The 23514-nt window shown below is 43.6% G+C and carries 24 protein-coding genes and 3 pseudogenes; 16 read left to right on the forward strand and 11 right to left on the reverse strand.

Annotated features, from left to right (window positions below):
* Positions 1–246: pseudogene (locus PN466_RS01100) on the reverse strand (hypothetical protein); the annotation flags it as partial.
* 81 nt (positions 247–327) lie between these two features.
* Between PN466_RS01100 and PN466_RS01105 the strand changes: the two are divergent.
* Positions 328–507 (forward strand): annotated as a pseudogene (locus PN466_RS01105) (IS630-like element ISMae25 family transposase); the annotation flags it as partial.
* A 437-nt stretch (positions 508–944) separates the two neighbouring features.
* On the opposite strand, the gene PN466_RS01110 reads toward PN466_RS01105, so the two are convergent.
* Positions 945–1271: a TetR/AcrR family transcriptional regulator C-terminal domain-containing protein gene (locus tag PN466_RS01110; protein WP_271936253.1), complete on the reverse strand. Its 327-nt coding sequence runs from the start codon at positions 1269–1271 to the stop codon at positions 945–947.
* Positions 1272–1275: 4 nt separating this feature from the next.
* Here PN466_RS01110 and PN466_RS01115 point away from each other — a divergent pair, with 4 nt between their 5' ends.
* Positions 1276–1734, forward strand: a complete 459-nt coding sequence (locus PN466_RS01115; RefSeq protein WP_271936254.1) for a hypothetical protein — start codon at positions 1276–1278, stop codon at positions 1732–1734.
* A 25-nt stretch (positions 1735–1759) separates the two neighbouring features.
* Here PN466_RS01115 and PN466_RS01120 read toward each other — a convergent pair whose 3' ends face one another.
* A complete protein-coding gene (locus tag PN466_RS01120; RefSeq protein ID WP_271936256.1) occupies positions 1760–3001 on the reverse strand; it encodes a vWA domain-containing protein in 1242 nt (413 codons plus the stop codon).
* Between the two features lie 99 nt (positions 3002–3100).
* Here PN466_RS01120 and PN466_RS01125 point away from each other — a divergent pair, with 99 nt between their 5' ends.
* The 6 genes from PN466_RS01125 (at position 3101) to PN466_RS01150 (ending at position 8524) form a co-directional block, all read left to right on the forward strand.
* Positions 3101–3550, forward strand: a complete 450-nt coding sequence (locus tag PN466_RS01125; RefSeq protein ID WP_271936258.1) for a DUF29 domain-containing protein — start codon at positions 3101–3103, stop codon at positions 3548–3550.
* A gap of 109 nt (positions 3551–3659) precedes the next feature.
* Positions 3660–4256 (forward strand): glycosyltransferase family 39 protein, encoded by a 597-nt coding sequence (locus tag PN466_RS01130; RefSeq protein WP_271936259.1) that lies wholly within the window; start codon positions 3660–3662, stop codon positions 4254–4256.
* A complete protein-coding gene (locus tag PN466_RS01135) occupies positions 4199–5119 on the forward strand; it encodes a hypothetical protein (RefSeq protein WP_271936260.1) in 921 nt (306 codons plus the stop codon). Before PN466_RS01130 ends, PN466_RS01135 begins: the two co-directional genes overlap by 58 nt.
* A gap of 30 nt (positions 5120–5149) precedes the next feature.
* The gene (locus tag PN466_RS01140; RefSeq protein WP_271936261.1) at positions 5150–5734 is read left to right on the forward strand and encodes a Uma2 family endonuclease; all 585 of its coding nucleotides are present in this window, start codon (positions 5150–5152) and stop codon (positions 5732–5734) included.
* Between the two features lie 607 nt (positions 5735–6341).
* Positions 6342–7565: a hypothetical protein gene (locus PN466_RS01145; RefSeq protein WP_271936263.1), complete on the forward strand. Its 1224-nt coding sequence runs from the start codon at positions 6342–6344 to the stop codon at positions 7563–7565.
* 104 nt (positions 7566–7669) lie between these two features.
* Positions 7670–8524 (forward strand): hypothetical protein, encoded by an 855-nt coding sequence (locus PN466_RS01150; RefSeq protein ID WP_271936264.1) that lies wholly within the window; start codon positions 7670–7672, stop codon positions 8522–8524.
* Positions 8525–8565: 41 nt separating this feature from the next.
* Here PN466_RS01150 and grxC read toward each other — a convergent pair whose 3' ends face one another.
* The gene (gene grxC / locus PN466_RS01155; RefSeq protein WP_271936281.1) at positions 8566–8826 is read right to left on the reverse strand and encodes a glutaredoxin 3; all 261 of its coding nucleotides are present in this window, start codon (positions 8824–8826) and stop codon (positions 8566–8568) included.
* Between the two features lie 250 nt (positions 8827–9076).
* Between grxC and tpiA the strand changes: the two genes are divergently transcribed.
* From tpiA to PN466_RS26135, 3 genes and pseudogenes are all read left to right on the forward strand, one after another.
* The gene (gene tpiA, locus PN466_RS01160) at positions 9077–9802 is read left to right on the forward strand and encodes a triose-phosphate isomerase (protein WP_271936265.1); all 726 of its coding nucleotides are present in this window, start codon (positions 9077–9079) and stop codon (positions 9800–9802) included.
* Positions 9803–9977: 175 nt separating this feature from the next.
* The gene (gene folP, locus PN466_RS01165; RefSeq protein ID WP_271936266.1) at positions 9978–10832 is read left to right on the forward strand and encodes a dihydropteroate synthase; all 855 of its coding nucleotides are present in this window, start codon (positions 9978–9980) and stop codon (positions 10830–10832) included.
* A 136-nt stretch (positions 10833–10968) separates the two neighbouring features.
* Positions 10969–11213 (forward strand): annotated as a pseudogene (locus PN466_RS26135) (type II toxin-antitoxin system VapC family toxin); the annotation flags it as partial.
* On the opposite strand, the gene PN466_RS01170 reads toward PN466_RS26135, so the two are convergent.
* From PN466_RS01170 to PN466_RS01180, 3 genes are all read right to left on the reverse strand, one after another.
* Complete coding sequence (locus tag PN466_RS01170; protein ID WP_271936267.1) at positions 11157–11492, reverse strand: XisI protein; 336 nt, start codon at positions 11490–11492, stop codon at positions 11157–11159. The pseudogene PN466_RS26135 and the gene PN466_RS01170 overlap by 57 nt on opposite strands.
* Positions 11493–11692: 200 nt before the next feature.
* The gene (locus tag PN466_RS01175) at positions 11693–11893 is read right to left on the reverse strand and encodes a hypothetical protein (RefSeq protein ID WP_271936268.1); all 201 of its coding nucleotides are present in this window, start codon (positions 11891–11893) and stop codon (positions 11693–11695) included.
* Positions 11890–12216, reverse strand: a complete 327-nt coding sequence (locus PN466_RS01180) for a hypothetical protein (RefSeq protein ID WP_271936270.1) — start codon at positions 12214–12216, stop codon at positions 11890–11892. Before PN466_RS01180 ends, PN466_RS01175 begins: the two co-directional genes overlap by 4 nt.
* Positions 12217–12402: 186 nt before the next feature.
* Between PN466_RS01180 and PN466_RS01185 the strand changes: the two genes are divergently transcribed.
* From PN466_RS01185 to PN466_RS01195, 3 genes are all read left to right on the forward strand, one after another.
* A complete protein-coding gene (locus PN466_RS01185) occupies positions 12403–12639 on the forward strand; it encodes a hypothetical protein (protein WP_271936272.1) in 237 nt (78 codons plus the stop codon).
* A complete protein-coding gene (locus PN466_RS01190; RefSeq protein ID WP_271936273.1) occupies positions 12639–13043 on the forward strand; it encodes a type II toxin-antitoxin system VapC family toxin in 405 nt (134 codons plus the stop codon). The genes PN466_RS01185 and PN466_RS01190 overlap by 1 nt, the downstream gene beginning before the upstream one ends.
* A 126-nt stretch (positions 13044–13169) precedes the next feature.
* A complete protein-coding gene (locus tag PN466_RS01195) occupies positions 13170–14087 on the forward strand; it encodes a leucine-rich repeat domain-containing protein (RefSeq protein WP_271936274.1) in 918 nt (305 codons plus the stop codon).
* A gap of 39 nt (positions 14088–14126) precedes the next feature.
* Here the strand turns inward: PN466_RS01195 and PN466_RS01200 are convergent, their stop codons facing one another.
* The gene (locus PN466_RS01200; protein WP_313898502.1) at positions 14127–14783 is read right to left on the reverse strand and encodes a Uma2 family endonuclease; all 657 of its coding nucleotides are present in this window, start codon (positions 14781–14783) and stop codon (positions 14127–14129) included.
* Between the two features lie 141 nt (positions 14784–14924).
* Here PN466_RS01200 and PN466_RS01205 point away from each other — a divergent pair, with 141 nt between their 5' ends.
* Both PN466_RS01205 and PN466_RS01210 read left to right on the forward strand, forming a co-directional pair.
* A complete protein-coding gene (locus PN466_RS01205; RefSeq protein ID WP_271936275.1) occupies positions 14925–16277 on the forward strand; it encodes a hypothetical protein in 1353 nt (450 codons plus the stop codon).
* A 2-nt stretch (positions 16278–16279) separates the two neighbouring features.
* Positions 16280–17641, forward strand: a complete 1362-nt coding sequence (locus PN466_RS01210) for a hypothetical protein (protein WP_271936277.1) — start codon at positions 16280–16282, stop codon at positions 17639–17641.
* On the opposite strand, the gene PN466_RS01215 is transcribed toward PN466_RS01210, so the two are convergent.
* The 3 genes from PN466_RS01215 to PN466_RS01225 form a co-directional block, all read right to left on the reverse strand.
* Positions 17602–18540 carry a calcium/sodium antiporter gene (locus PN466_RS01215; protein WP_271936278.1) on the reverse strand — a complete coding sequence of 313 codons (939 nt, stop codon included), beginning with the start codon at positions 18538–18540 and terminating at the stop codon, positions 17602–17604. The genes PN466_RS01210 and PN466_RS01215 overlap by 40 nt on opposite strands.
* A 194-nt stretch (positions 18541–18734) precedes the next feature.
* The gene (gene isiD, locus PN466_RS01220; protein ID WP_271936279.1) at positions 18735–18956 is read right to left on the reverse strand and encodes a protein IsiD; all 222 of its coding nucleotides are present in this window, start codon (positions 18954–18956) and stop codon (positions 18735–18737) included.
* Between the two features lie 100 nt (positions 18957–19056).
* Positions 19057–23514: hybrid sensor histidine kinase/response regulator (locus PN466_RS01225; protein WP_278002946.1), on the reverse strand; the 4458-nt coding region annotated here is incomplete at its 5' end.

Raw genomic sequence — 23514 nt, forward strand, 5'->3', positions numbered from 1 at the left:
AAACCCATCACCTAAGACAATTTCGTGCCATTCATTATCAGGGTCAGATAATGCTGGGAAATATTCGCCATCAATAGTGACTGATTCATCAAGATTCCGAATGGCTTTGAATTCAGAACATCGGAAACCATAAAGTAGGTTAATGCAAATTGCCTTAAACCATGACTTACGGTTCTCGATATATCTGAATTGTCCCTTGGTAAGTTGATAACCATTTAACCCTAGAACTCTATCTCTAAAGTCCAAGAAAGACTCTAAATCAATAGTCTGTTCTTCAGTCTCCCTTACTATCCTCAAAGTTCCAAAGTGCCTAGTAACCTTGTCTAACAATGTCTCAAGCGTCGGATAGCCACGGATTTAGAACTCAGGAGTGAAGTTGATGCCTGGCAGCACGAGCGTAATCAGATGTGTGCCAAGGTAATTTTGCAATTTACTACGGAAGATGCACGGATTAAACTCAAACATCTTTATCGAGTGTTTGAGTGGGATGAATCCCTCTTTTTCTAATGCACCAAATTAGAGCGGTCAAGGCACTAGGGAAAATAGTTCAGAAAAATAGAAAAGAATTATGAGTGGAAACATTGCTACAGCATTCCATCAATAAGCGAATCACCTCAAGAGGTAACAAGGCTATTAAAGAGTAGGAGATAAGTCTTTAAGTAAATCCTCAGGGGGTGACAACAGACTTGAATCTAAGGCTACGCTTGGCTTTGAGTATTTAAGATGGCGAAAAAAGATCAGCGATTTTTTGGGCAATTAGCCCTCTAACTTGAGGTTAGGGTTATGCGATCGCCAGCTTTCAGTTGATCTTTTCAACAAAACACCACCGAAAAAGGTCGCTATAGCGACCTTTGAGCTGCCTTGTCACCCCTTGAGAAGTAAATCACACGAATTACAACCATTCTTGAGTTGGCACAAGATACAATCCAACACAACCCACGAGCCTATGGGTCTGTTTTATAGTGAGACAGGAACATCGCAACGCAATCTTGCATTACCCCTTCTGATGTCAGTTTCTCGCCCAGCAGGAATTCCGGCCAGAAGAAGAAATTCTTCACCAATCCCAACAATTGGCTGGCAGCAAATTCAGGATCAGAACGACGCAACGCGCCAGCCTCCATCGCATCTTTGATGAGCTCGGTAATGGGATAGTCGTGGGTCGCCATTTCTGCAAAAAATGCTCGCGACCTATCGAGATCGCGCAGAAGCTCAGAAATTACCATCCTATTCAGCCCCATAGCCTCCGCCTCTGTGATCACAGCAACATACATCGGGATGCAGAATGCATCCCGTCAGAAAGCGTATGAAACCGGTGAGGTTGACTATGTGGACGCGCTGCAAATGGAGGCGGCGGTCAATGCACCCGAAGGAACAGCCGCGCGGGAAGGTTATGACTATTACATGACCGCCCGGGCTGGTGCCGAAACTTACCCCAACTATTCGCACCTGTCACCATCGTTCATGCAGGAAACTCCAATGTTGGCCGACGCGATGAGCTATGCCCCCTATCTTTACACCCCGTTTATCGGAATCTATGGCGAAAAGGCAATGGCCGATACGGGTCCCCTAACTGTAAACTTCTATGAAAAAGCCTCTGAGCCAAAGGAATTGGTGGAGATTAGCGGTGCGTCGCATGTCTCTCTCTATGACGTTGAAGAAGATGTCTCGCGCGCCATCGAGGCTATAGATACCTTCTTCAAGAAGCATGGCGGTTCCCAGGTACAAGCTGCGTAAGAAGAATTTATTGCTTGTTGAAGGTTTATCCTAAGCGGGTTTTAGAGGCAATTCGGGTTTTCTTGCGCTCTTGCTCGGAGAGTTCATCCCCAGCTTGGAGACGGGTGGCGCTTTCTTGGAGGATGGTGGCAGCGTTCTGATCGCCGAGTTGCAAAGCGGTTTTTGCAGCGGTTTGCAATAAGGTAGCTGCACCCTGGCGATCGCCTTGTTTTAACTTGGTTTCCGCAATTTGGGTTTGCCGATATTTGGCTAGGGTGAGCATGTGGGACTGCACTTGGGGATCGGTTTGCGCTTGATACTCTTGCGTCACTGTCGCCGAAACTTCCACTGATGCAGACTCTAAGCCTTCTTGGCCTAATGCAGGATTATCATAAATCACTTGTACTGTGGCGATCGCCTGTTCCCCTAGAGGTAGTTGACCCATATATACATTCGCCAACACGACCCTAGGCTGATCCTTCATTAAATCCCCTAACCGTACCTGAATGGTATCTCCCTCTGTCTGTACGGGCAATTCTATAGTATCGGGTGACACTTGGGCTATCGGTTTAAGTTCTGCCAAGCGTACCCCTGGATTGAACGATAATTTTAGAAAGGCATTGGTTAATCCCACAGACTGCACCCGATCAAACAAGCGTGAAAAAGCAGTAATGGCTTCTTCTGGGTGTTCAATATAGGACAAAGTTCCGCCGCCCGCATCAGCTAACTTTTCCAGCACATCCTGATTCCAATGGGCCCCAAATCCCAGGGTATTAATGGTTAATTTATACTCAGTTGCTAAGTTGGCTAACTTCAAACAGCGATCGTTATCGCCATGTTCATTTTCCCCATCCGTGAGTAGAAAAACCTGGGAAACGGCATCCTGTTTCCCTTTGGCAATTTCCTCAATTCCTAAACGCATCCCTTCATCAATGGAGGTTCCCCCATCCGCTTCTAGGCGATCGATGAGTTGGGTCAGTGGCTTGCGTTCATCGACGACCTGATTGTCAATTAAGACTTCAGCATGATGATTAAATGCAATTACTGAGAGGCGATCGCCTTCTTGTAAGCGCTCAATCACCTTAGTTGCTGCATGTTTCACCATTTTCAAGGGTTGACCGGCCATCGAGCCACTATGATCGAGAATTAAACATAAATTTAACCGCAGATTCTCCGACCCCGTTTCTGGCTCTTTCGCTGATATCGACATCGATAACTGCCGTTGCTGACTGGTTTGCGTTGCTTCTAAGTGGCGATCGCTCAACCGAGCCTCTAAACCAACTTCCATGACCCTTCACCATAGACTACCATTCACCATCTTAATCAAGGGATGGAGGGATGGGGAGAGCGTGGGGCACTCCAAAAAGGTAAAATAAGGCTGGGCTGTATGGAGAATGAACCGATGGTCGCCAGGTTTTTGTATGATCGAGATTATCATCAATGGATACAAGAAACTGTGGAAGCTTTACGAAATCGAGACTTTCATGAAATCGATTGGGATCATCTGATTGAAGAGCTTGAAAGCATGGGAAAAAATGATAAACGAGCACTCATCAGTTTACTCACTCGGCTGTTAGAACATTTACTCAAACTGAAATATTGGCAAGCGGAAAAAGAGCGCTGTAGTCATCATTGGTCAGCCGAGATTGTCAATTTCCGGGCCCAAATTGAATATCGTCTCGAAGATAGTCCCAGCCTACGATCGCAGCTACCACTCCTGTATGATAAGGCCTATCCAGTTGCACTCAAATCGGTCTCGAAGCTCTTTGATTTACCCGAAGATGCTGAAATAAGTTTATCCCAAGTCTTAGATGAAGACTGGTTTGGTGAAAGCTAGAATAGTCAAGCGATCGCCAGAAGTCAGGTTTCTTTCAGAAATGGAGCTTCTCATACCCAGCAAATGAGAAGATGGATGAATCTCGAACTTTTTCCATTCCAGCAAAACCATGGCTCGTTTTCTGCAATATCGCTGGCCGTTACTGGTACTGTTTGTACTGGCGATCGCCACTCGCTTACCCTTCCAAAGTCAAATCCTCTATGAACACGATAGCGTTAACTTTGCTTGGGCAATGGAAGAGTTCGATCTCGAACGCCATCAACCCCATGCTCCCGGTACGTTTATTGTCCTAATTTTATCGGCTCGGTTGCTTAACTTCTGGTTGCAAGATGCCAATCAAAGTTTAGTGATGGTGAATATTATTGCCATGGCGATCGCCACATGTGCCATTTATGTTTTAGGAAACCTATGGTTTAATCGCACGGTAGGATGGATCGCGGCTTTCCTGATGCTATCGAGTCCCCTAATTTGGTTTTATAGCGAAGTGGGATTATCCTACACCCTAGAACTGGCTTGGGTGATTCTGATTGCGATCGCGTGTCATCATAGCCGTAAGGGCAATATGCGCGCTCTGCTGATTTCCGCTCTACTGTTAGGATTATCGGGGGGTATTCGCCCCAATACCCCCATTTTCCCCCCCTCTGGAGTGTGGCTGCGGGTTTGGGATGGCGAGAGAAAAGTTATCGAACAACAGATATTATCTTAGCCTTGGGTGCAGGGGCGATCGGGGTTTCACTCTGGGGTATTCCCCTACTCATTCTCTCTGGTGGTTTTGATGCCTATGTGAGCGCCATCCAAATTTGGTTAGACGGCCATCTCAAAGATAGCGATAGCCTTCAAGAAATTATCTCCAATGCCCGGTTATGGCTCTATACCCTGGTCATGACTCTAGGATTTGTTACTATACCTCTACTGAGGTTTGCGATCGCTCGTTGTTCCTCCATTCCTCCCCTTCCCATCCGCGACTGGCGAACTCAAGCCATCCTACTGTGGAGCTTTCCTAGCGTCCTCTATCTCACCTTCGTCCACTTCCAACGTCAAGGCCATAGTTATACCGTCATACCCGTAGTTATTCTACTGACAGCTCTAGCTCTAGATCGCTATTTACAACAAAACCATTCTCGCTCTCCCCAAAGCCTCAAAATTTGGATCATCAGTTTTATCCTCTGCAATAGCCTACTCTTTATCTGGGGCCCAAGCCAATGGCGCACCTGGGCAAAAATCCAGGACTATGACCAATTTGTAGAAGTGCGACGCGATACTATTTACGAAAACTTTCCCGCCTCAAGTACCACGGTTCTTTCTAGTGGTCATTATGCACGATTAGTGTCCTATTATTTTCGCGACTATTTCTCTGCGACTTTGGGAATGATACTTACTGATGATTTTGCTCTGCTCGATCCGAGAGTGAATACTTTAGTCCTCTTTGATTCTAGGATTTTAGGGAATCTATCACCGGACATTGAGGTGCAAGAACTTTCTCTACCCCAGGGCGATCGCCTGCGGTATATTCAATGGCAACCGTCCCAGGAAGTCAAGGTCAGTAACCAGAGCCTGATTATAAAATAAAGTCAGACGCAAGGAATAAGGAGTCAGAAGTTGGTGATTGCGACTGAAAAATTAACGTTTGCCGAATATCTCCAGTATGACGATGGGACAAATACTCGCTATGAATTGGTTGAGGGTGAATTAATTGCGATGAGTTTAGGGACTGGGAAGCATGGAGCGATCGCTGAATTTATTAATGATTGCTTTAAGGCAGAAGTTTCCCGACAGAGACTTCTTTGGACATCTAAAGATATGAGAATTGGAGTTCGTTCTCCCCGTGGAGGAAGATGGGAGACTTCACGCATTCCGGATGTAACGCTCTTACCCCTAGAACAGTGGGAAGATTTAGCTAACCGAGAAGCGGTGATTGAATTAGATGAATCTCCCCCTATTTTGGTCGTAGAAGTCGTCAGTCCTTCAACTCAAACAACTGACTATCGCCATAAACGCTCAGAATATGCAGTATTAGGAATTCAGGAATATTGGGTTGTCGATCCTATTGGAGAAAAGGTGACGATCTTAACCTTGGTTTCTGGCTTTTATGATGAAGCTGTATTTCAACGAGAAGAGAAGATTGAGTCCAGGGTTTTTCCTGAGTTAAGGTTCACGGCTAATCAAATTTTATCAGCACGCTAAATGCCCTTAACCAAAACTGAGGTTACGCCAACGAGGACAAGTTAAGGTAGAGCGATCGCCTCCAGGAAATTTTAGGACGAAACAGAAGGCGATCTTTCCCCCTTCACCCGAAACTCTTTACAAAATTTCATATTAAGACAAGAGGCAAGTATCCCCTACAATCTTTGCCTGACAATCACTTTAGAGAATTTTGATAACTGAGCAGCTCTGGAAAAATATGAATTTTTATTACAAAATTTCTAATTTTGCATAAAACCACCCCTCCAAAACCTGAGAACCCTATAGAAGCCTTCGTTGCTTCTGCTCAATTATCGATTGTGCATTGCTGAGGATGAACTCATGTCTTTAATCAACTGGTTTGACAAACCATCGTCCAAAACCACCAAACTCCAGAACTCTCAAACCTCCATTCTTGAATCTATTCTTAGTGGCAACAGTTGAGACACCAGCAAAAAGCCACTACCAACATATATACACGATGACAAATAATGCCTCGCGATCGCCCCCTCTCCCTACTTCCACTCTCTCTACCCTCACCCATGGTGCAATGTCAATCACCTTTTTCACTGTTCACATCTACCATCTACCCTTCAGAGGAATAGCACTCATGTCTATGTTAAACAATTGCTTCAAAGCTTTCTCATTTGTGGGAATTTTCTCCATCTTTAACATGGCTTTTCCTGCTGTGGCTGCCAATTATATTGAGATTCCCTTAGTTAATCAAAACCTCCCAGTGTCTGTTGCTGACCTCAAACGTTTTGCTGAAACTGGAAATAAAGATGACTTGTCAGAAGAGTTTTATTCCTTCCTGAATTCTTATTATAATTACAAATCCGATGTCAATTCGTATTACGAGGATCGTGGCTTAAAATTTCCAGATTTTTTGAGCCATTTCCAACAGCAGTTAAACCGCCCAATTCCTACCGATACGAACTCCACCATTGATTCGATCGAGCAAAAGTTGCTACAATTGATTTTGCCCTATGTTGAACCTAGCAATTGGAATGTTTTTTCCAGGATTATAGACCACAGGTTTCCAGACAAAAAACTCATTACTTTTCTTGAAAACTTTCCTAGAGATACAATCACTGAAGATAACTTTTTTTTCAGTTTTAAATCTTATAATGCTCCAAAGCCAAAACCAATTGACTTGACAACTTGGAAACAAGAAGGGGCACCATCATCTGGAGTTTGGGCGGTCTCTGCTGATGGCAGCTCGGTTATTCAAACTATCAATGGAAGGCCAACCTTCTTTGTCAGTCCAGAGGAGTTTATCAATACAACTGTCACGGGTAAATTTAGGGTTGAAGACAGAATTGATAACGATTTCATTGGATTCGTTTTTGGTTACCAGTCACCCATTGCTGCAAACGACGATCCAGTTAATGACTTTAAATTTCTGCTCTTTGATTGGACTAGATTGGGTTCCATTGGAGAGCATGGACATGAAGGTTTTGCTTTGACTGAAGTCAAGGGTAAATTTAGCGATTATACTTCTGGTTTCTGGTACCACCAAGAAAGTGCTGAGTTCGATATTCTTACTACTGACTATAGCTTGGGGAAAGGTTGGACACCTTATACTGAGTATGATTTTAGCTTACAATATGAAACCGATCGCATCAAAATCCATATTGATGGAGTAGAAATTTTCGATCTCAGTGGAGACTTTGAAGCGGGTCGTTTCGGGTTCTACAACTATTCACAGAGTTATGTTCGCTATTCAGGATTTGCTTCTCAGCCTGTGCCTGAACCTGCTGCGATCGGTGGTATTGCCATGCTGGGTTTGATTGGCTTAGGAAAAATGGCTTCGCGCAAACGGAAAGGTGCTTAGATTTGTCGATTTGTAGGTTGGGTTCCCTTCCTACAAATTTGTATTTATTAATAAGTCAAAATATCAGGTTTAACGTCTCGAAAGAAATATCGTACACTTGCCGCTTGGCGACGCTGGAAGATGCGGCAGAAATTGCGCTGTTATGGGCTAAGTTTGCCCATGAACGAGAAATGGCAGATCCAGCTTTATCGATTAAGTCTGACTTTAACTTCCAGGCTTATATCGTGCAACAGCTCAAACGTCCCCTGAGTTATGGATGGGTATTGGAAGATGCTCAGAAGACTCCGTCAATTGTGGGCTGTTTGTTGGTCTACTGTTATGATGAAGCACCGCCACCGAATTTGCCCCTAGAATGGCAATCTGAACATAAACTGAATAATCCGTTTAAGCCACGGCGTGTGGGTTCGGTTTTGGGACTCTACATTGAGCCGGAATACCGTAATCCGCAGACGATTCAATTGCTGACTGATGCAGCACTTGATAAGGCTTATGAGATGAAGGTGAGCCATTTGGATATCCTGGTTTCTGCCCAACAGACGGGGATGCAGGCGTTTTTGAATCGCTCTGGGTTTACGAAGCCGGCGGTGCAATATACGAGAGAGTTGGCGATTATTGATGAGGGTGAGTTGCCCATGAAAACATTGGAGGGTTTGCCAATTTATGCAAACCCGGTTCGCCATCCCCAGACTCAAGATTGGGTATTTGATCGCCAAGGCAATTTACTGGTTTGTCCGGTGGTTAAAGATGACACGGGTCAAGTGCTGGAATTACAAGGAATTCCCCAATTTTATCCTCCTGATTATGAATGGGTGAATGGAGAATTACGCTTGAAACAAGATGAACAAGGTAATTATGTCTTCTGTGATGTGGAGAGAGATAGGGAGGGCACCATTGTACTTTCTCCTGATGGTTTCCCCCTCTTTAAGCCAGCGAAAGTGATTTCTATGGCAGTGAATTAATTTATGTAGGGGTGAAAATTTTTTCGCCCCTACAGACTCTGCTACAGCGCTAAAATGGGGTCAAGTTTTCCTTGGGCATCAAGGTCATAAATACCGCTACAGTCGCCCACATACTTGTCGTCAACAAAGATTTGAGGGAGCGATCGCGGTCCACCCGTGCGCTTTACCATTCCATCCCGTGCATCTTCGTCTCCATCGATACAATGCTCAATATAGTCAACACCTTTACGGTTTAACAGGGCTTTGGCTCGCAGACAAAAGGGGCAAGTACTCCAAGTGTAAATTTCAACGTTAGGCATAATGGTTGTGGTTCTCCAAGGATCGAATTCCTTTACAATTCTATACAAAATTGGCGATCGCCCCAGGTAATATCAACTCTTTAGATGTTTGCGACAGATGATTGACACGGGGACTCGGAGACACGGGGACACGGGGATTGATGTGTAGCGTGATTTTTGGGATTTGACATAACGATTGCCGGAAGCACCCAAAACAAGATACGATGCTCCTTTGAGCTTATGAATATTGCTTAGTCTGAGGATTACTTCATCAGTGCGAAAGATAGTTTTAGCAGGTAACTGGAAAATGCACAAAACCCAGGCCGAGAGCCTAGAGTTTGTGCAAACATTTCTCTCTCAATTGGAACAAACCCCCGCACAACGAACCGTCGTTTTGTGCGCTCCCTTTACAGATCTAGGGATTCTGGCAGAAAAATTAAGGGACACTCGTGTCAATCTGGGCGCTCAGAATATTCACTGGGAAGACCAGGGTGCTTATACCGGTGAAATTTCGGGACCCATGCTGACGGAGATCGGAATACAGTATGTGGTCATTGGTCACAGCGAACGCCGGGAGTATTTTGGCGAAACGGATAAAACGGTAAATGCCCGTCTGAAAGCGGCTCAGAAACATGGGCTAATCCCCATTCTCTGTGTGGGAGAAACGGAAGCACAACGAGCGAATGGGGAAACAGAATCTCATATTAGTTCCCAATTGGATCTCGATTTAATCGGGATCGATCAAAGTCAATTGGTGATTGCCTATGAGCCAATTTGGGCAATTGGAACCGGAAAAACTTGTGATTCTAAGGAAGCCAACCGGGTGATTGGTTTGATTCGTTCTCAGCTCTCGAATCAGGATGTGCCGATTCAATATGGAGGTTCCGTTAAACCAGAAAATATTGATGAGATTATGGCCCAAACGGAAATTGATGGTGTTCTTGTTGGTGGTGCAAGTCTGGATGCAAAAGGGTTTGCCCGGATTGTCAATTACCAGTAATTCCATGGGTGAATTGCTGATGGCGTAGGGGTTGGTTGGCCAAGCCCCTAATACCATTTTCCTCTAAGCCTGCCATTCATCAGTCCTTGGGAGGCAAGGGGCACTTAGCCCCTTGTTAAGCGTCGCTTTATAAAAAATGCTATAAAACGTTAGGTTTGCTCAGGACAAAAAGATTATGGCTTGGATAGTGCGGGGACGCTCCTTTGATTGGGGAATGAAAACCTATATTATGGGAGTGTTGAATGTTACGCCAGATAGTTTTAGTGATGGAGGGCAGTTTAATCGTTTAGAAACGGCGATCGCCCACAGCCAATATTTAGTCGATCATGGGGTAGATGTGGTCGATATTGGTGGACAATCCACCCGCCCCGGTAGTCCTCAAATTTCCCTCAATGAGGAGTTAAATCGGGTGATTCCGGTCATTGAAGGCTTGCGAAATTTACCGGAACCCTATGGCACTATTCCTGTTTCCATTGATACGACGCGCTCCGAAGTCGCTAAGGCGGCGGTAGAGGCAGGTGCAGACTGGGTGAATGATATTTCAGGTGGAGATTTCGATAGCCAAATGTTGGCGACAGTCGCTCAACTGGGAGTCCCAATCATCTTAATGCATATGCGGGGGACTCCAGAAACGATGCAACAGTTGACCAACTATGAAGATTTAATGGGCGAAATTGTTGGGGTTTTAGGGGAGAAAATTCAGAAGGCTTTCAAGGCGGGAATCAAAGATATAATTATCGATCCGGGGATTGGCTTCGCCAAAACTTACGACCAAAATGTACAGATTTTGCGCCAGATTCCCAGACTGCGAGAACTGGGTTATCCAGTGTTAATTGGTGCATCTCGCAAGAGTTTTATCGGTCATATTTTAAACGAATCTGACCCGAAAAAACGGATTTGGGGTACAGCCGCCGCTTGTTGTGCAGCCATTTCTGGAGGTGCAGATATAGTGAGAGTCCACGATCTACCGCAGATGGTAGAAGTGTGTCGAGTTGCTGATGCGATTTATCGAGGTTCAATTAACAATTAACAATTTGGATATAATGTGGTAGTTTCCTTTGGTGGTACAATGAAGCGGGTTCAATGGCGATTAATATAAAAAACGGATTTTTCCAGAAAGAAGATGGACTTGATGCCCAAGAGTATGTAGATCTCGAACGTGCCTCATAGAATGGTTGATACAACTCCAAGGTCAAGTGGTTGGCTTAGATACAGCACTTCTAATATACTTCATTAAACAAAATGAAGCCTATTTGGAGTTGGTTCGTGCTTTTTTCATGCTATGAGTCAAGGTGAGTTTCAATTCGTCACATCTACGTTAACTTTAACAGAAGTTTTAGTCCATCTACTACGGCTAGGTAATAGGGAACTGGCTCAACAGTATCGCGAGATTATTCTTAATCAAGAGCATGGGAATTCCAGCCTCCATTAAATCGAGGGCAATACCGTATTCTGTCCCATCAAGTTGAATCCAAACTTTACCATTAATAATCTGAATATCCATCAAACATCCATGCATACGAGAACCATTCTTTTTCCAGCCATCAGACATGACAACATAGTGGTCTTGAGTCGTATCAAATACGGTTTTATTCTGAAGTTCTAAGATATCAGGATTAGCATATTGGCGAGTGGTAAATTCTGATAATAAAGTTTTGATAATAGTGCGGTATTGCTCTAGCTCGTCCATGATACAATTACCTCCTACTCTGAGTTAAAAACAAGTAACTTAAACCGACGATTTTCCAGCAGAACTTTACCAATTGACATCGATTCTTCAAAGAGATTGCTAAACACAACATCTCGGATGGCTAAGAAAAGTTATCGTTCTGGTTCAATTCTAGCCAGTAAATATTAGTAAAGGAATGCGATCGCCAATTTTGGCAAAAATCAGCACTCAGATCGCTCCCTGATGCTTTGTTCCGTTTCCAGGCGAGCTAGTGTAGTCGCTGCTTCGGCTAGATATAGAGCGGCTAGAGCGCGTTTTTTAGGATCTGTTTCTTCTTTGAGATCTTGGGTAAAAATTAAAATTCGATGACGATAAGCACGTATGGATTCTGAATCATTAATTGGATTAATATGGATACTCATAGGTCAAGGGGAAACTCTCTTATGCGAATATCTAAGAGTTGTTGCTCTGGTTCGAGGTAGATAAACCGAACTTCCAGTAGTTCATTTGCTCCTAGGGTAACATCTTGAGAGGTTTCTGGAGGGTTGACAGATTCATGAAAAGCAATGGCTGTATACTGCCCAGGAGGAAGATCGGGGAACTGAGCATCTGCCCAACGCCAGTTAACGGGTTTTTGGCTGATCAGGGTTCCGTCTTGTTGAATGATCGCCACAAAGAGGGTTCCTTGATGAGAAGCCATAGCGTAACCTTCTTGATTGCGAATCGTGATAAAAATATCTGACATGGAGACAATGACTACGCTTTGATTTAATTTAACCACAGAGGCACGGAGAAAGACAGAGAGCTTTTAAATCTAACTCGGTAAAGGAAGGTCATCGCTACCGCAAACGCCTCCCTCTACAATGAAGCATATCGTCTTCAGAATAAAAATTTAGCTAAAATATGGCTGTATTCTCAAGCCTCGGAAGTCATGACTTCAACTCAATATCAACTCTCCCTCAACTTTGAGCAAGTTTTAACCTTGATTAAACAAATGTCTGAGGTGGAAAAACGACAATTACATCAAGAATTAGCCCAAGAATTATTAGATCATCAATCCAATCAATGGCCAGATATTATCTTATCCTACGAAGGCATATCTGACTTTCCTGCATTTGAGTCTTATCGTGACGAACTGATTCCACTGTGTGAAATGGATTTATTTTAATGCGCTATTTACTCGATACTTGCGTCATCAGCGACTTTATTAAAGGCGAAGTGGGTACTCAAATTCGACTCAAGCAAACCCCACCGGCTGATATTGCTGTCTCTGTCATTACGGTGATGGAGTTACGCTACGGGTTAGCTCTCAATCACCAACGGGCACAAAAAGTCGAACCGGCGATCGCTAGTTTTCTAGCTTCTGTTACCATTCTTCCTTTGAATCAGCCAGAAGCAGAACAAGCAGCGCAGATTAGGGCGATGCTGAAAACTCAAGGTCAGCCGATAGGTGCTTATGATATCTTGATTGCAGCAACTGCTCTGCATCATAATCTACTCATGGTGACAGCGAACCAACGAGAATTCGATCGCGTCTCTGGACTGCAAACAGAAAACTGGCGGGGATTTTAGCACATGGGGATGATGTCTAGCCTGGGAATCGCTCGCATCGTAACCAGTGGGCAAGCTACAGTTAGTGACGATTGATCGGTATTAAAGATCGAGTGGGTATCGCGCCCTGGGGGAGATAGAAGCATTATGGACACAAATGAAGCGTATCGCATAGCCCAAGAGCGGATAGCAGCAGCACAGCAGGAAAAGGCAACCGAGCTGGATTTGAGTAATTTGGGGTTGACTGAAGTGCCGGAGGCGATCGCGCAACTGACCAATTTGCAGACGCTTTGCCTCGATAAAAACCAAGTGAGTCATCTGCCAGAGGCGATCGCTCAACTAAGTAATTTGCAGCAACTTAAACTCCATCACAACCAACTGAGTCACCTGCCAGAGGAGATCGCTCAACTAACTAATTTGCGGGAGCTTAACCTCTCTGATAACCAACTGAGTCACCTGGTTGAGGAGATAGGTCAACTAACTAATTTGCAGCGGCTTTACCTCCATCACAACCAACTGAGTCACCTGCCAGTCGAAACCGGCTTTTTCGATCGCCCCGAAGCTATCTCGATTAAAGTGAAACTCACGCTCTGGTGCGAACATTCGCGCCAACCCCTCCCCAAAATCAACGCCCAATACTCTCAAAACCCCAAAGACCAAGAAAAAGGAGTCTATATCCTCGAATTCCCTCGCGAGTGGTTGGCCAGAGCCACCCCTTACCTGACTGCTGTCACTCGCACCGTTGGATTAATAGTCCCCGTTGTTTCCTCAGCCGGGAAGTTCTTAATGGACGATATCTATAACGAGATGCCAAAAGAATGGCTGTTTGCTCAAAAAAGCATCGAAGCGTCCATGAAAGCAGGAGAGATGGCTCTAGACTCTGCCAGTCAAGGCAACGATCCCGGTCTCGAACGGGGAAGGGCGATCAATTCTCATGGCCCCATCCTGCGACAGCTTCACAGTTTCCTCAAAGAAAAAGACCCCACATTTGGCTCTTTAGTGCGCGTGCAAGATCGGCAACAAAAATACTTTTGGGTTCACAAGAAGTATGTCGATGAGTATTAACGTTCAGTGGACATTGATCCAACGGACTGAAGATGAAAGTTAATCGTTACCTTGAATACAAGCTATTTCTGCTTCTTCTAAAGCTTGGCTACTTCCCACTTGCCAAGAGCGCTTAATGGCAGTGGGAATGATTTCTGTGAGGTTGATCTGGGGAAACAGAGGGCTGGTTTTCGAGGCTGTATAGTGCCCATTTTCTTCGAGCAGATAGATGGTGAGATGTTGACCATCATACACCCAGAGTTCTGGAACGGCGATCGCCTCATACGCCGCTAAGGGAGTCCGAGAGGTAATATCGATTTCAATGGCTAAGTCCGGAGCAGGATCGCCCGTTTGCAGGCGACGGCGATTAATGATACGCTCATAATTCTGAATATAAAAGCAAGCATCCGGCTCAACTCCTGCGATTCCTTCCTGTTTAAATGTGGTCGATCCGAACGATTCAAAGCGCCTGCCTGCTTTGCGGAGTAAGGTTTTCACCAGATCGGTAATCAGTTCTTTGGGTCGTTCGTGTTCCGGTAGAGGAACTATAATCTCTAATGTCCTCTGACTATAGATTAATCTGGCACTGCGATGTTCGCCCCATTCGTGTAAAATTTGTTCAAACTCCTGCCAACTGACTCCAGGAATGGTTACCATACTTCCAGGAGCGATATGAATTTGATGGATAGGTTGAGTAAAGGCAACAGTTGCAGTCAATGCGATCGCCCCTTGAGTTGAAACCGAACATCGATCCAAATTGTTTGGCTCTCAACTATACTATAACGTTGACCGATAAAATGGTTGTCATGGCGACCCCAGGGAAGCTATCTCTCAAACAAGGTTCATGATAGTTGATCGATGAAGGGACTGAAAAAATTGCCTCCTCTGGGCAACGTCATTAAAATTCTGGGCATCAATCTGGTTTTGATGTTCCTCTTGCTAGAGGGAGTGTGTTTAGGCTTTTATGCAGCTCAACATCAGCAACTCTATTATGGGCGATCGCCGGATAATTCAGACAACCCAGAAGACAATCCCATCAACCTCGATCAACAAGGGATTCGCTTAGAAGAGAATATCACCGAAATTTTACATCCCTTTTTGGGCTATATTGCTAAACCCGGTACAGGGTTTGGCGGCTTTGAATTTCAGTCTGTTTTTAATGCCAACAATTATGGTTTAGTTTCTCAACTGAATTATCCCTACATTCGGCAAAATCCAAATCAGGTGCTGGTGGGCATTTTTGGCGGCTCCGTTGCCACATTCTATTACATGAATGAAATTGAAAATCCTACCCTTGCCCGAACCCTGAACAATTTACCCGAATTTGCCAATAAGGAAATTGTCCTCTTAAATTTTTCCCAAGGGGGATATAAGCAACCGCAACAACTCCTGGCGCTGAATTACTTTTTATCCCAAGGGCAAGAGCTGGATCTAGCCATCAACATTGATGGGTTTAATGAAGTCGCGATCGCCAACAATAATATCGAGAAAGAAATCGCACCCTCCATGCCGAGCGCTCTACAAGTCATGCCCCTAGTTCAGTTAGCCAATAATAACCTCTCTACAGAACAAATGAAAATCATGTTAGAGGTGATTGGAATTAAGGACAAACTCAAAAATAGCTTGCAAGGGCAACAAGATTGTGTGTTAGCGTTATGCTACTTCTGGGAACAGATACGCTCAACTGTTTTAATCCGGAACTATTACGATCGCCTAGAAGACTTTGACGATAAACGTAAAAAATCTGCCACTCCCGATGAATCGTTAATTTATCTCCAACCCTGGGAAAGCCAAGGCACGGAAAGCGATTACGAAAGCATGGCCCAGATTTGGATACAGTCTTCTTTAGCTATGTCTTCCGTTCTTCAAGCCCGAAATATTCCCTATTTTCATATTCTACAGCCCAATCAATATTATCCCACAGAGCGCCAGTTTAGTGCGGAAGAACAACAGCAATTCGCCCCCGAAAATAATAGGCGTAATCCTTATCTTGATGGTGTACAGTTGGGTTATCCCTATCTGCTCCAAGCCAGCCAAGAGTTATTAGATAATGGGATCTATTTTTTTAATGGAGTTACTGCTTTTGATGGCGAGCCAGATACGGTTTATATTGATACTTGTTGCCATTATAATCAAACCGGAAGAAATATTTTTGCCAATTTTGTCGCCAGTCAAATTGCGCTTACCCTCAGTCCACCAAATCTTCAGTAATCATGCTTAAGTTTGAGCCAAAATGGATTAAAGTCATCTTGATTAATATGGGCAGTGTTTTGCTGTCTTTAGAACTGCTGTCCCTAGGGTTTTATGGACTGAAAATGCAGCAATGGTTTTATACTCGTTCCCCAGAATCAAAACAAACCTATGAGGCAGTTCATGAAATAGGAAATACGGGAGTCAATTTAGATGAAAGTTTACTGTTGAGATTACATCCTTATTTTGGCTATACTGATTTTAAGCCAGAAGAGCCGACCATTAATAATTATCAATTTGGTTCGCTAAGGGATTATCCTGTGCTGAAACAGAACGAGCGCCAGTACATCATTGGTATTTTTGGCGGATCGGTGGCGCTGGCGATCGCCAACACGGAAGCGCAGTATCAAATTGTTACCAATACCCTCCAGCAACTCCCTCAATTTGCTGACAAAGAAATCATCGTCTTAAATTTTGCCCAAGGAGGCTATAAACAACCCCAGCAACTCTTAGTCTTTAACTATTTCTTATCCCTGGGGCAACGCTTCGATATGGTGATTAATATTGATGGCTTTAATGAAGTCGCTTTATCGAGCCTTAATTATCCCGAAAATGTTCATTTATCCCTACCCAATGCTTCCTTGATGAAAGCATTAGTTAATCTGGGAAACCATCAATTCTCTGCCAAAGATCTAGAAATAGCAATTAAAAACCGTGAATATAACGCTACCCTTCGCAAAATCCAAAATCGACAAAATTCTTGTTGGTTTGCCCTCTGTTATATTAGCCAACAGTTCCATTATCAACTGCTACGTCGAGACTATCAACAGTTTTTAAGCCAACAGGAACAAAAGACATCAGAAACCGTTGTCTTAGCTCCTATCTCTAATGCCTTTAGCCTATTTTATCTCAATCCTCCCGATCCAGATACTACGGCTAAAACCCTCTATCCTAAAATTGCCCAAACCTGGGTCAATAGCTCGATTTTAATGGATCAAACCCTAACCAGTCAAAATGGACTATACTTCCATTTCTTACAACCGAATCAATATTATCCCACCCAACGCCAGTTTACTCCTGAAGAACAAAAACAAGCAATTAATCCCGAACAAATTTATGCCCAAGGAGTGCAACAAGGTTACCCCATATTAATGGCAGCTCTTACCCAACTACAAAACAATCAGGTGAATATTTTTAATGCAGCAACGGTTTTTGATGCTGAATCTCAACCTGTATATAGCGATGATTGCTGCCATTATAATCTTCTCGGTAATCAGATTTTTTCCCAATTTATCGCTAACCGTATTGTCGAAACCTTGCAAGCAGAGCAAAGCTCTACAACAGCTCAAACCAAATCAAAGAACTTAGCGATAAATAACCCATAGAAGACAAAAAATAATAATCCTTCCCATTGGGTAATGTGTTTATCTTGGGTAACCGTATAAAATAAAAGCGTTCCGGCAGCAAAAAAAGGTAATCCAATAATCAGTAAATCGTGGTTAATTTCTAATTCCGCAATTAATCCTGGAATACCCATCACCACCAACGAATTAAAAATATTAGAGCCAACCACATTTCCTAATGCCATTTCTGCATTGCCTTTACGGGCAGCATTTAAACTGACGATTAATTCAGGTAACGAAGTCCCTAATGCTACGGCACTGACGGCGATAATATGTTTGCCTATGTTTAAAGCTTCCGAGATTTGGGTAACGGATTCAATGGTGAAAACTGCACCAAAATATAACCCAAAACAACTGGTGACTAGAACCAGAGCTTCTTTAATAGGAAAGGTTTGAGGATTAGGGTTGTCCGTATCTTCTTCCGTACGATGGCTGAGGGTATAGAAGAGGTAAACGATATATCCAAGGATGCAAAAAATGGCTTCACCATGGGAAAATTGCTCATTAATGACAGCGAGGATGAGCAGTAGGGCAGAGCCTAACAGTAGGGGTAAGTCAACTTTGGTTAGGTCGTATTCTAGGATTAAGCCTTTACTAAAAACGGCAGCTACGCCAACAATGAGAAAAATATTGGCAATGTTTGATCCTAAGACATTACCGAAGACAATTTCTGAGGAGTTATCGAAAACGGCAACGAGAGAAGAGAGGAGTTCTGGTAGAGAAGTACCAACAGATAATAATAATACTCCTACAATAAAGGAAGGTAATCGGAAAAATAAGCCTAAAACTTCGGCTGAGTCGGTAAAAAAGTCAGAGGATTTAATTAACGCGGCTAAACTAATAATAAAAACCAGAGACCACAGCAAAATTACAGATGTCATAGAGTGAAGAATTCAACAAAGAAAAGTGAGGAACCCTCCGGATCGGGGTTAATAATGATCCAATCCGGCTGATGATTGGGACAAATTTTAATAATATTTCAATAATACTTTAAAATAGTCTTAATGAATAAGAAGAAGGATGGGCTATCTGATGATACACAACATCCTTCGCAATCCGGGTCTTCTATGGCAGTCTAAGCCTCATCGTAGGGTTCCATATCTAACAAATAGAGATAGGGTTGAACAATATCTACCATTTCTGGACGCTGGAAGGCGATCGCCCGCAATAGATGCCAGTCCCTTAACCCCTCAAAGGCATTACTATATTCATCTTTCTCCAAACGGGTCGCAAGCAGGGTAACATCTTCTGAAGTCATCTTAGAAATTGCCTGCTTGGAGATGGTGATCATTGCCATAGTTGAGCCTCCCATTGCACCGTCTGTGTATCAACCCTATCTTATCCCATTTAGATCTCAGATTGAATCCCATCAGATTGCACTATGGTTCACGTTTAGGCTAAGTTCCGGCCATCGTCTCCTGAGACTGTTCTTCTGAGATTTCTGCTAAGAGGTTCTCACCCTTCAGCATCCGTTGAGCCGCTTCTAACAGAGCTTCCTCTAAGTACGGCTTCGTGAAATATCCCTTCGCTCCCAAGGAAGCAGCATGTTGTTGATACTTAGACGCACCCCGTGAGGTGAGCATTGCCATGGGAATTTCCTTGAGAATATCATCACCCTGGAGACGCTCCAACAACTCCAAACCATTCAGTTTCGGCATCTCAATATCACAGAAAATCATGTCACAAGGTAGACCCGCTCGTAATTTCTCCCAAGCATCTAAACCATTCCGAGCCTGTTCTACCCGATATCCAGACTTCACAAATGTCATCGATAACAGCTCGCGTACTGTAATTGAATCATCGACAATTAATACCGTCGGCTCAGACTTGTCAATGGGTTCGGGTTCTGGGGGAACCACTTCTTCCCACATGCGAGAATCTCGTCGAGAACGACCCATGGATAGATCGATTAACTCTAGCACATCGGCGATCGGCATAATCCGACCATCCCCCAGTACCGTCGCTCCCGCGACACCCACCGGTTTAGGAATGGGCCCCTCTAACTGCTTGATTACAATTTCCTGCTCTCCTAAAACCTGATCCACTTGAAGCGCCAAATACTGACCTGCACTGCGCAAAATCACAATCGAGATAATGTCATCGTCCGCCGAACCTCCAAACACCCGTCCTCGGCCAATTGTCCGGTTATACTGCAATAATTCTGCTAGGGGTCGGAACGGTAGTTCAGTATCCCGCCATTTAATGCAATGGACACCGTCCTTATTGGCGTAAACCCGATCCTTCGGCACATCTAACATATCTTCCACCCCATCCATCGGGAAGGCAACCCTTGCATGGTTACTAATACAACAGAGTGCTTTAGAAATACTCAAGGTTAACGGCAGACGAATGGTAAAGGTTGTCCCTTGTCCTTCTGTTGAATCTGTTGTGATCACCCCGCGAATTTCTCGCAGCGCCACTCGCACCACATCCATCCCCACGCCTCGACCCGCAAAATTATCTGCCTTATCTTTGGTACTGAACCCAGGATGGAAGAGCAAATCATAGATATCTAAGCGGGACATTGATTCTGCTTCTTTGGGTGTAATCAAACCTTTTTCCAGAGCTTTAGACTTCACCCGCTCCGTATTAATCCCTGCGCCATCATCAGAAACTGAAATCACCGTTTGGTTCCCTTGGTGGAAGGCTCTAACGGTAATTTTGCCCACCCCTGGTTTACCTAATTTCTTACGCTTCTCGGGGGTTTCAATCCCGTGGGTCATGGCATTATTGATCAGGTGAGTCATCGGATCGAATAACTGCTCCTGAATCATTTTGTCGATTAACGTATCTTTTCCTTCAATATGAATTTCTGCCTGCTTATTCAAACCTGTAGCAATGCGGCGTACTGCTCCGGGTAGACGGTCCGCCGTTTGTGCAAAGGGAACCATTCGCGTGCGCGTTAACCCTTCTTGTAATTGGGTGGTGACCTGGCGGAATTGACGAGTGACTTGATCGTTTTCTTCAACGATAAACTCGATGTCGGAGGAAGATTCCCGTACTCGGACAATCAGCTCAATGGTTTCTTGGGAAAGGGTATGGAAGGGAGTAAAGCGATCCATTTCAATGTGATCCCAACCATCGTTTTGATTGGAATCTCCTGAGCCATTGCCAGGGGAGAAAGCAGAACGATGGCCATGGCGAGAACTGAGTAAGGCGGATTCTAGAAGACTTCGCTCGTAGAGATCTCGCATTTTACCCCCCACATCGCTCAGTTGCTGTACCAAATACAGTAAGTTATCTAGACATTGGCGCAGTCGTTCTTGGTTCTGCTCTAGGCTATTGCGGTTAACGACCAATTCCCCAACTAAGTTACTGAGATTATCGAGTTGTTTGATGGGAACCCGCATATTCTGCTCAACTCGTTTGGCGGCTTTCGGCGATCGCGCCGTTGTCGCATTAGCCGTTGGTGGCCCCCCTAATGCCTGATCTGCATCCGCTAACAAATCTTCTAGATCATCAAATTCCCCTTCAGTCGTTTCCAGAGTTTCCGCAGGTGTACGACTGACCTCTTGTCGTAGAGATGGACTTGGTAAAGTCACTGGCTCATCTAAAAATGTCTCTAATTGGGTAAAGATTTCGATATTTTCACGCTGCTTCTGGTCTTCTCCCAAAAAAGCTTCTAACTCTTGCCACTGTCGAGAAGATGAATCTACAGGATTTAAATCATCACCAAAATCCAAACTCTCCAATGTCTCATCCGTCGAGCCTAAATCTTCCTCAAATAACGTTAGTTCATTAAGATCCTCAAGACTTTCCTCATCTCCTAACATCTCTGGTTCATCTGAAAACAGAGTAGACAAGTCATCCGGTGCATTCTCCTCTATCTCTAAGGAAAAATCTAAACCATCCAGACCTTCAGAGGGTTCTTCAATCACTGTTTCATCGAGATCTAAACCAGCATCTTCTGTGAAATCGGATGATAAGTCTAGTGGATCTGGATTTAATGGTTCTCCCAATCCAAAATCATCTATTTCTTGAATCAATGTATTTTGACTCGGGTCTTCATCACTATCAATCATTAAACCCAAATCTAGATCCATTTCTTCACTAATTGAATCCGATTCTTGAGTCTCTAGACTCAACCCATCTAAATCTTCACCCAAGCCTAGATCCATTTCTTCACTAATAGTATCTGACTCTTGAGTCTCTACTAAATCTAAACCCTCGCCCAAATCCAGATCCATTTCTTCACTGATTGAATCCGATTCTTGAGCCTCTAGACTCAACCCATCTAAATCTAAATCCTCACCCAAGTCTAGAGCCATTTCTTCACTAATAGTATCTGACTCTTGAGTCTCTACTAAATCTAAACCCTCACCCAAGTCTAGATCCATTTCTTCACTAATTGAATCTGACTCTTGAGCCTCCAGACTTAACCCATCTAAATCTAAATCCTCACCTAAATCTAGATCCATTTCTTCACTAATAGTATCTGACTCTTGAGCCTCCAGACTTAACCCATCTAAATCTAAATCCTCACCTAAATCTAGATCCATTTCTTCACTAATAGTATCTGACTCTTGAGCTTCCAGACTTAACCCATCTAAATCTAAATCCTCACCTAAATCTAGATCCATTTCTTCACTAATAGTATCTGACTCTTGAGCTTCCAGACTTAACCCATCTAAATCCGAAGAGTCACCCAAGTCTAGATCCATCCCTTCACTGATTGAATCTGATACTTGAGTCTCTAAACTTAATACATCTAAATCCGAATCCTCGCCCAAATCTAGATCCATACCTTCATTGATGGCATCTGACTCTTGAGTCTCTAAACTTAATGCATCTAAATCCGAATCCTCACCTAAATCTAGATCTACTTCTTCACTAATAGCATCTGATTCCTGAGCCTCTAAATTCAACCCATCTAGCTCTGAAGAGTCTTCCAAATTCAGATCGATGTCTTCTCTGGCTGTAGATTCCAAATCTATGGACTCTAAATTTTCATTAACCAATTCCTCAGTTAATTCATGATTTTCTTCTAGTAAACTTTGAATATCAGATTCCTCTTGAGATTCAGATTGACTCGTTTCTGAAGCCAGTTCCGAGGAACGCCTAGAATCCTCTTCGTCTCGAACTCTCCCATCGAGATTATCAGAAATACTAGATTTTGAGGGAGGATCTAAAGCTATTGGCTCTGATGTAAAAAAGTCATCGGAATCTATTGATGGGGAATATGACGGTGCTGATAAATTAGAATCCGATACATTAAAGAAATCATCCACACTGGTATCTGACCTAGATAAATCTTCTTCAATCCTAGATGTTTCAGTACCCATCATTAAATCAAAGTCATCACTATCTTGTGGGATTGAAATATCTTCTTTTTCTTGATTTTCAAGTTCTGGAATCATTTCAGAAGAAGATTCAAATGTATCTAATTCTTCTGATTCTTCTGAAACCAACTCATTGGATTGATCTGTATCCAATACATCTAATCCATCCAACTCTTCCGTAGGCGAGAAGTCTTCTAAGGATTCGTTTTCCTCTAGAACCTCCAACTCTAGCAATTCGCTGCTGTCTGAATCTTCCGTAAGGGGTAAGTCTTCTAAGGATTCATTTGCATCCAACTCGTCCAAAGCTAGAGATTCAGCACTCTCATCTAAACCAAATATATTTTCTTCTTCACTGCTACTTTCGTCTAAATCTTCTGTCAGAGATAAGTCTTCTAGAGATTCAGCACTCTCATCTAAACCAAATATATCTTCTTCTTCACTACTGCTTTCATCTAAATCTTCTGTCAGGGATAAGTCTTCTAGGGATTCATTTGCACCCAACTCGTCCAAAGCTAGAGATTCGACATTCTCATCTAAACCAAATATATCTTCTTCTGCACTACTGCTTTCGTCTAA

The organism is Roseofilum reptotaenium CS-1145, from assembly GCF_028330985.1.
Classification (GTDB): domain Bacteria; phylum Cyanobacteriota; class Cyanobacteriia; order Cyanobacteriales; family Desertifilaceae; genus Roseofilum; species Roseofilum reptotaenium.

Coding starts and splice junctions, on each gene's coding strand:
- PN466_RS01145 (WP_271936263.1), top strand. CDS start 6,342: ATGTCTATGTTAAACAATTGCTTCAAAGCTTTCTCATTTGTGGGAATT.
- folP (WP_271936266.1), top strand. CDS start 9,978: ATGGCTTGGATAGTGCGGGGACGCTCCTTTGATTGGGGAATGAAAACC.
- PN466_RS01125 (WP_271936258.1), top strand. CDS start 3,101: ATGGAGAATGAACCGATGGTCGCCAGGTTTTTGTATGATCGAGATTAT.
- PN466_RS01115 (WP_271936254.1), top strand. CDS start 1,276: ATGCAGAATGCATCCCGTCAGAAAGCGTATGAAACCGGTGAGGTTGAC.
- PN466_RS01170 (WP_271936267.1), bottom strand. CDS start 11,492: ATGGACGAGCTAGAGCAATACCGCACTATTATCAAAACTTTATTATCA.
- PN466_RS01130 (WP_271936259.1), top strand. CDS start 3,660: ATGGCTCGTTTTCTGCAATATCGCTGGCCGTTACTGGTACTGTTTGTA.
- isiD (WP_271936279.1), bottom strand. CDS start 18,956: ATGGCAATGATCACCATCTCCAAGCAGGCAATTTCTAAGATGACTTCA.
- PN466_RS01185 (WP_271936272.1), top strand. CDS start 12,403: ATGACTTCAACTCAATATCAACTCTCCCTCAACTTTGAGCAAGTTTTA.
- PN466_RS01205 (WP_271936275.1), top strand. CDS start 14,925: ATGAAGGGACTGAAAAAATTGCCTCCTCTGGGCAACGTCATTAAAATT.
- PN466_RS01190 (WP_271936273.1), top strand. CDS start 12,639: ATGCGCTATTTACTCGATACTTGCGTCATCAGCGACTTTATTAAAGGC.
- PN466_RS01120 (WP_271936256.1), bottom strand. CDS start 3,001: ATGGAAGTTGGTTTAGAGGCTCGGTTGAGCGATCGCCACTTAGAAGCA.
- PN466_RS01180 (WP_271936270.1), bottom strand. CDS start 12,216: ATGTCAGATATTTTTATCACGATTCGCAATCAAGAAGGTTACGCTATG.
- PN466_RS01195 (WP_271936274.1), top strand. CDS start 13,170: ATGGACACAAATGAAGCGTATCGCATAGCCCAAGAGCGGATAGCAGCA.
- PN466_RS01210 (WP_271936277.1), top strand. CDS start 16,280: ATGCTTAAGTTTGAGCCAAAATGGATTAAAGTCATCTTGATTAATATG.
- PN466_RS01215 (WP_271936278.1), bottom strand. CDS start 18,540: ATGACATCTGTAATTTTGCTGTGGTCTCTGGTTTTTATTATTAGTTTA.
- PN466_RS01175 (WP_271936268.1), bottom strand. CDS start 11,893: ATGAGTATCCATATTAATCCAATTAATGATTCAGAATCCATACGTGCT.
- PN466_RS01110 (WP_271936253.1), bottom strand. CDS start 1,271: ATGTATGTTGCTGTGATCACAGAGGCGGAGGCTATGGGGCTGAATAGG.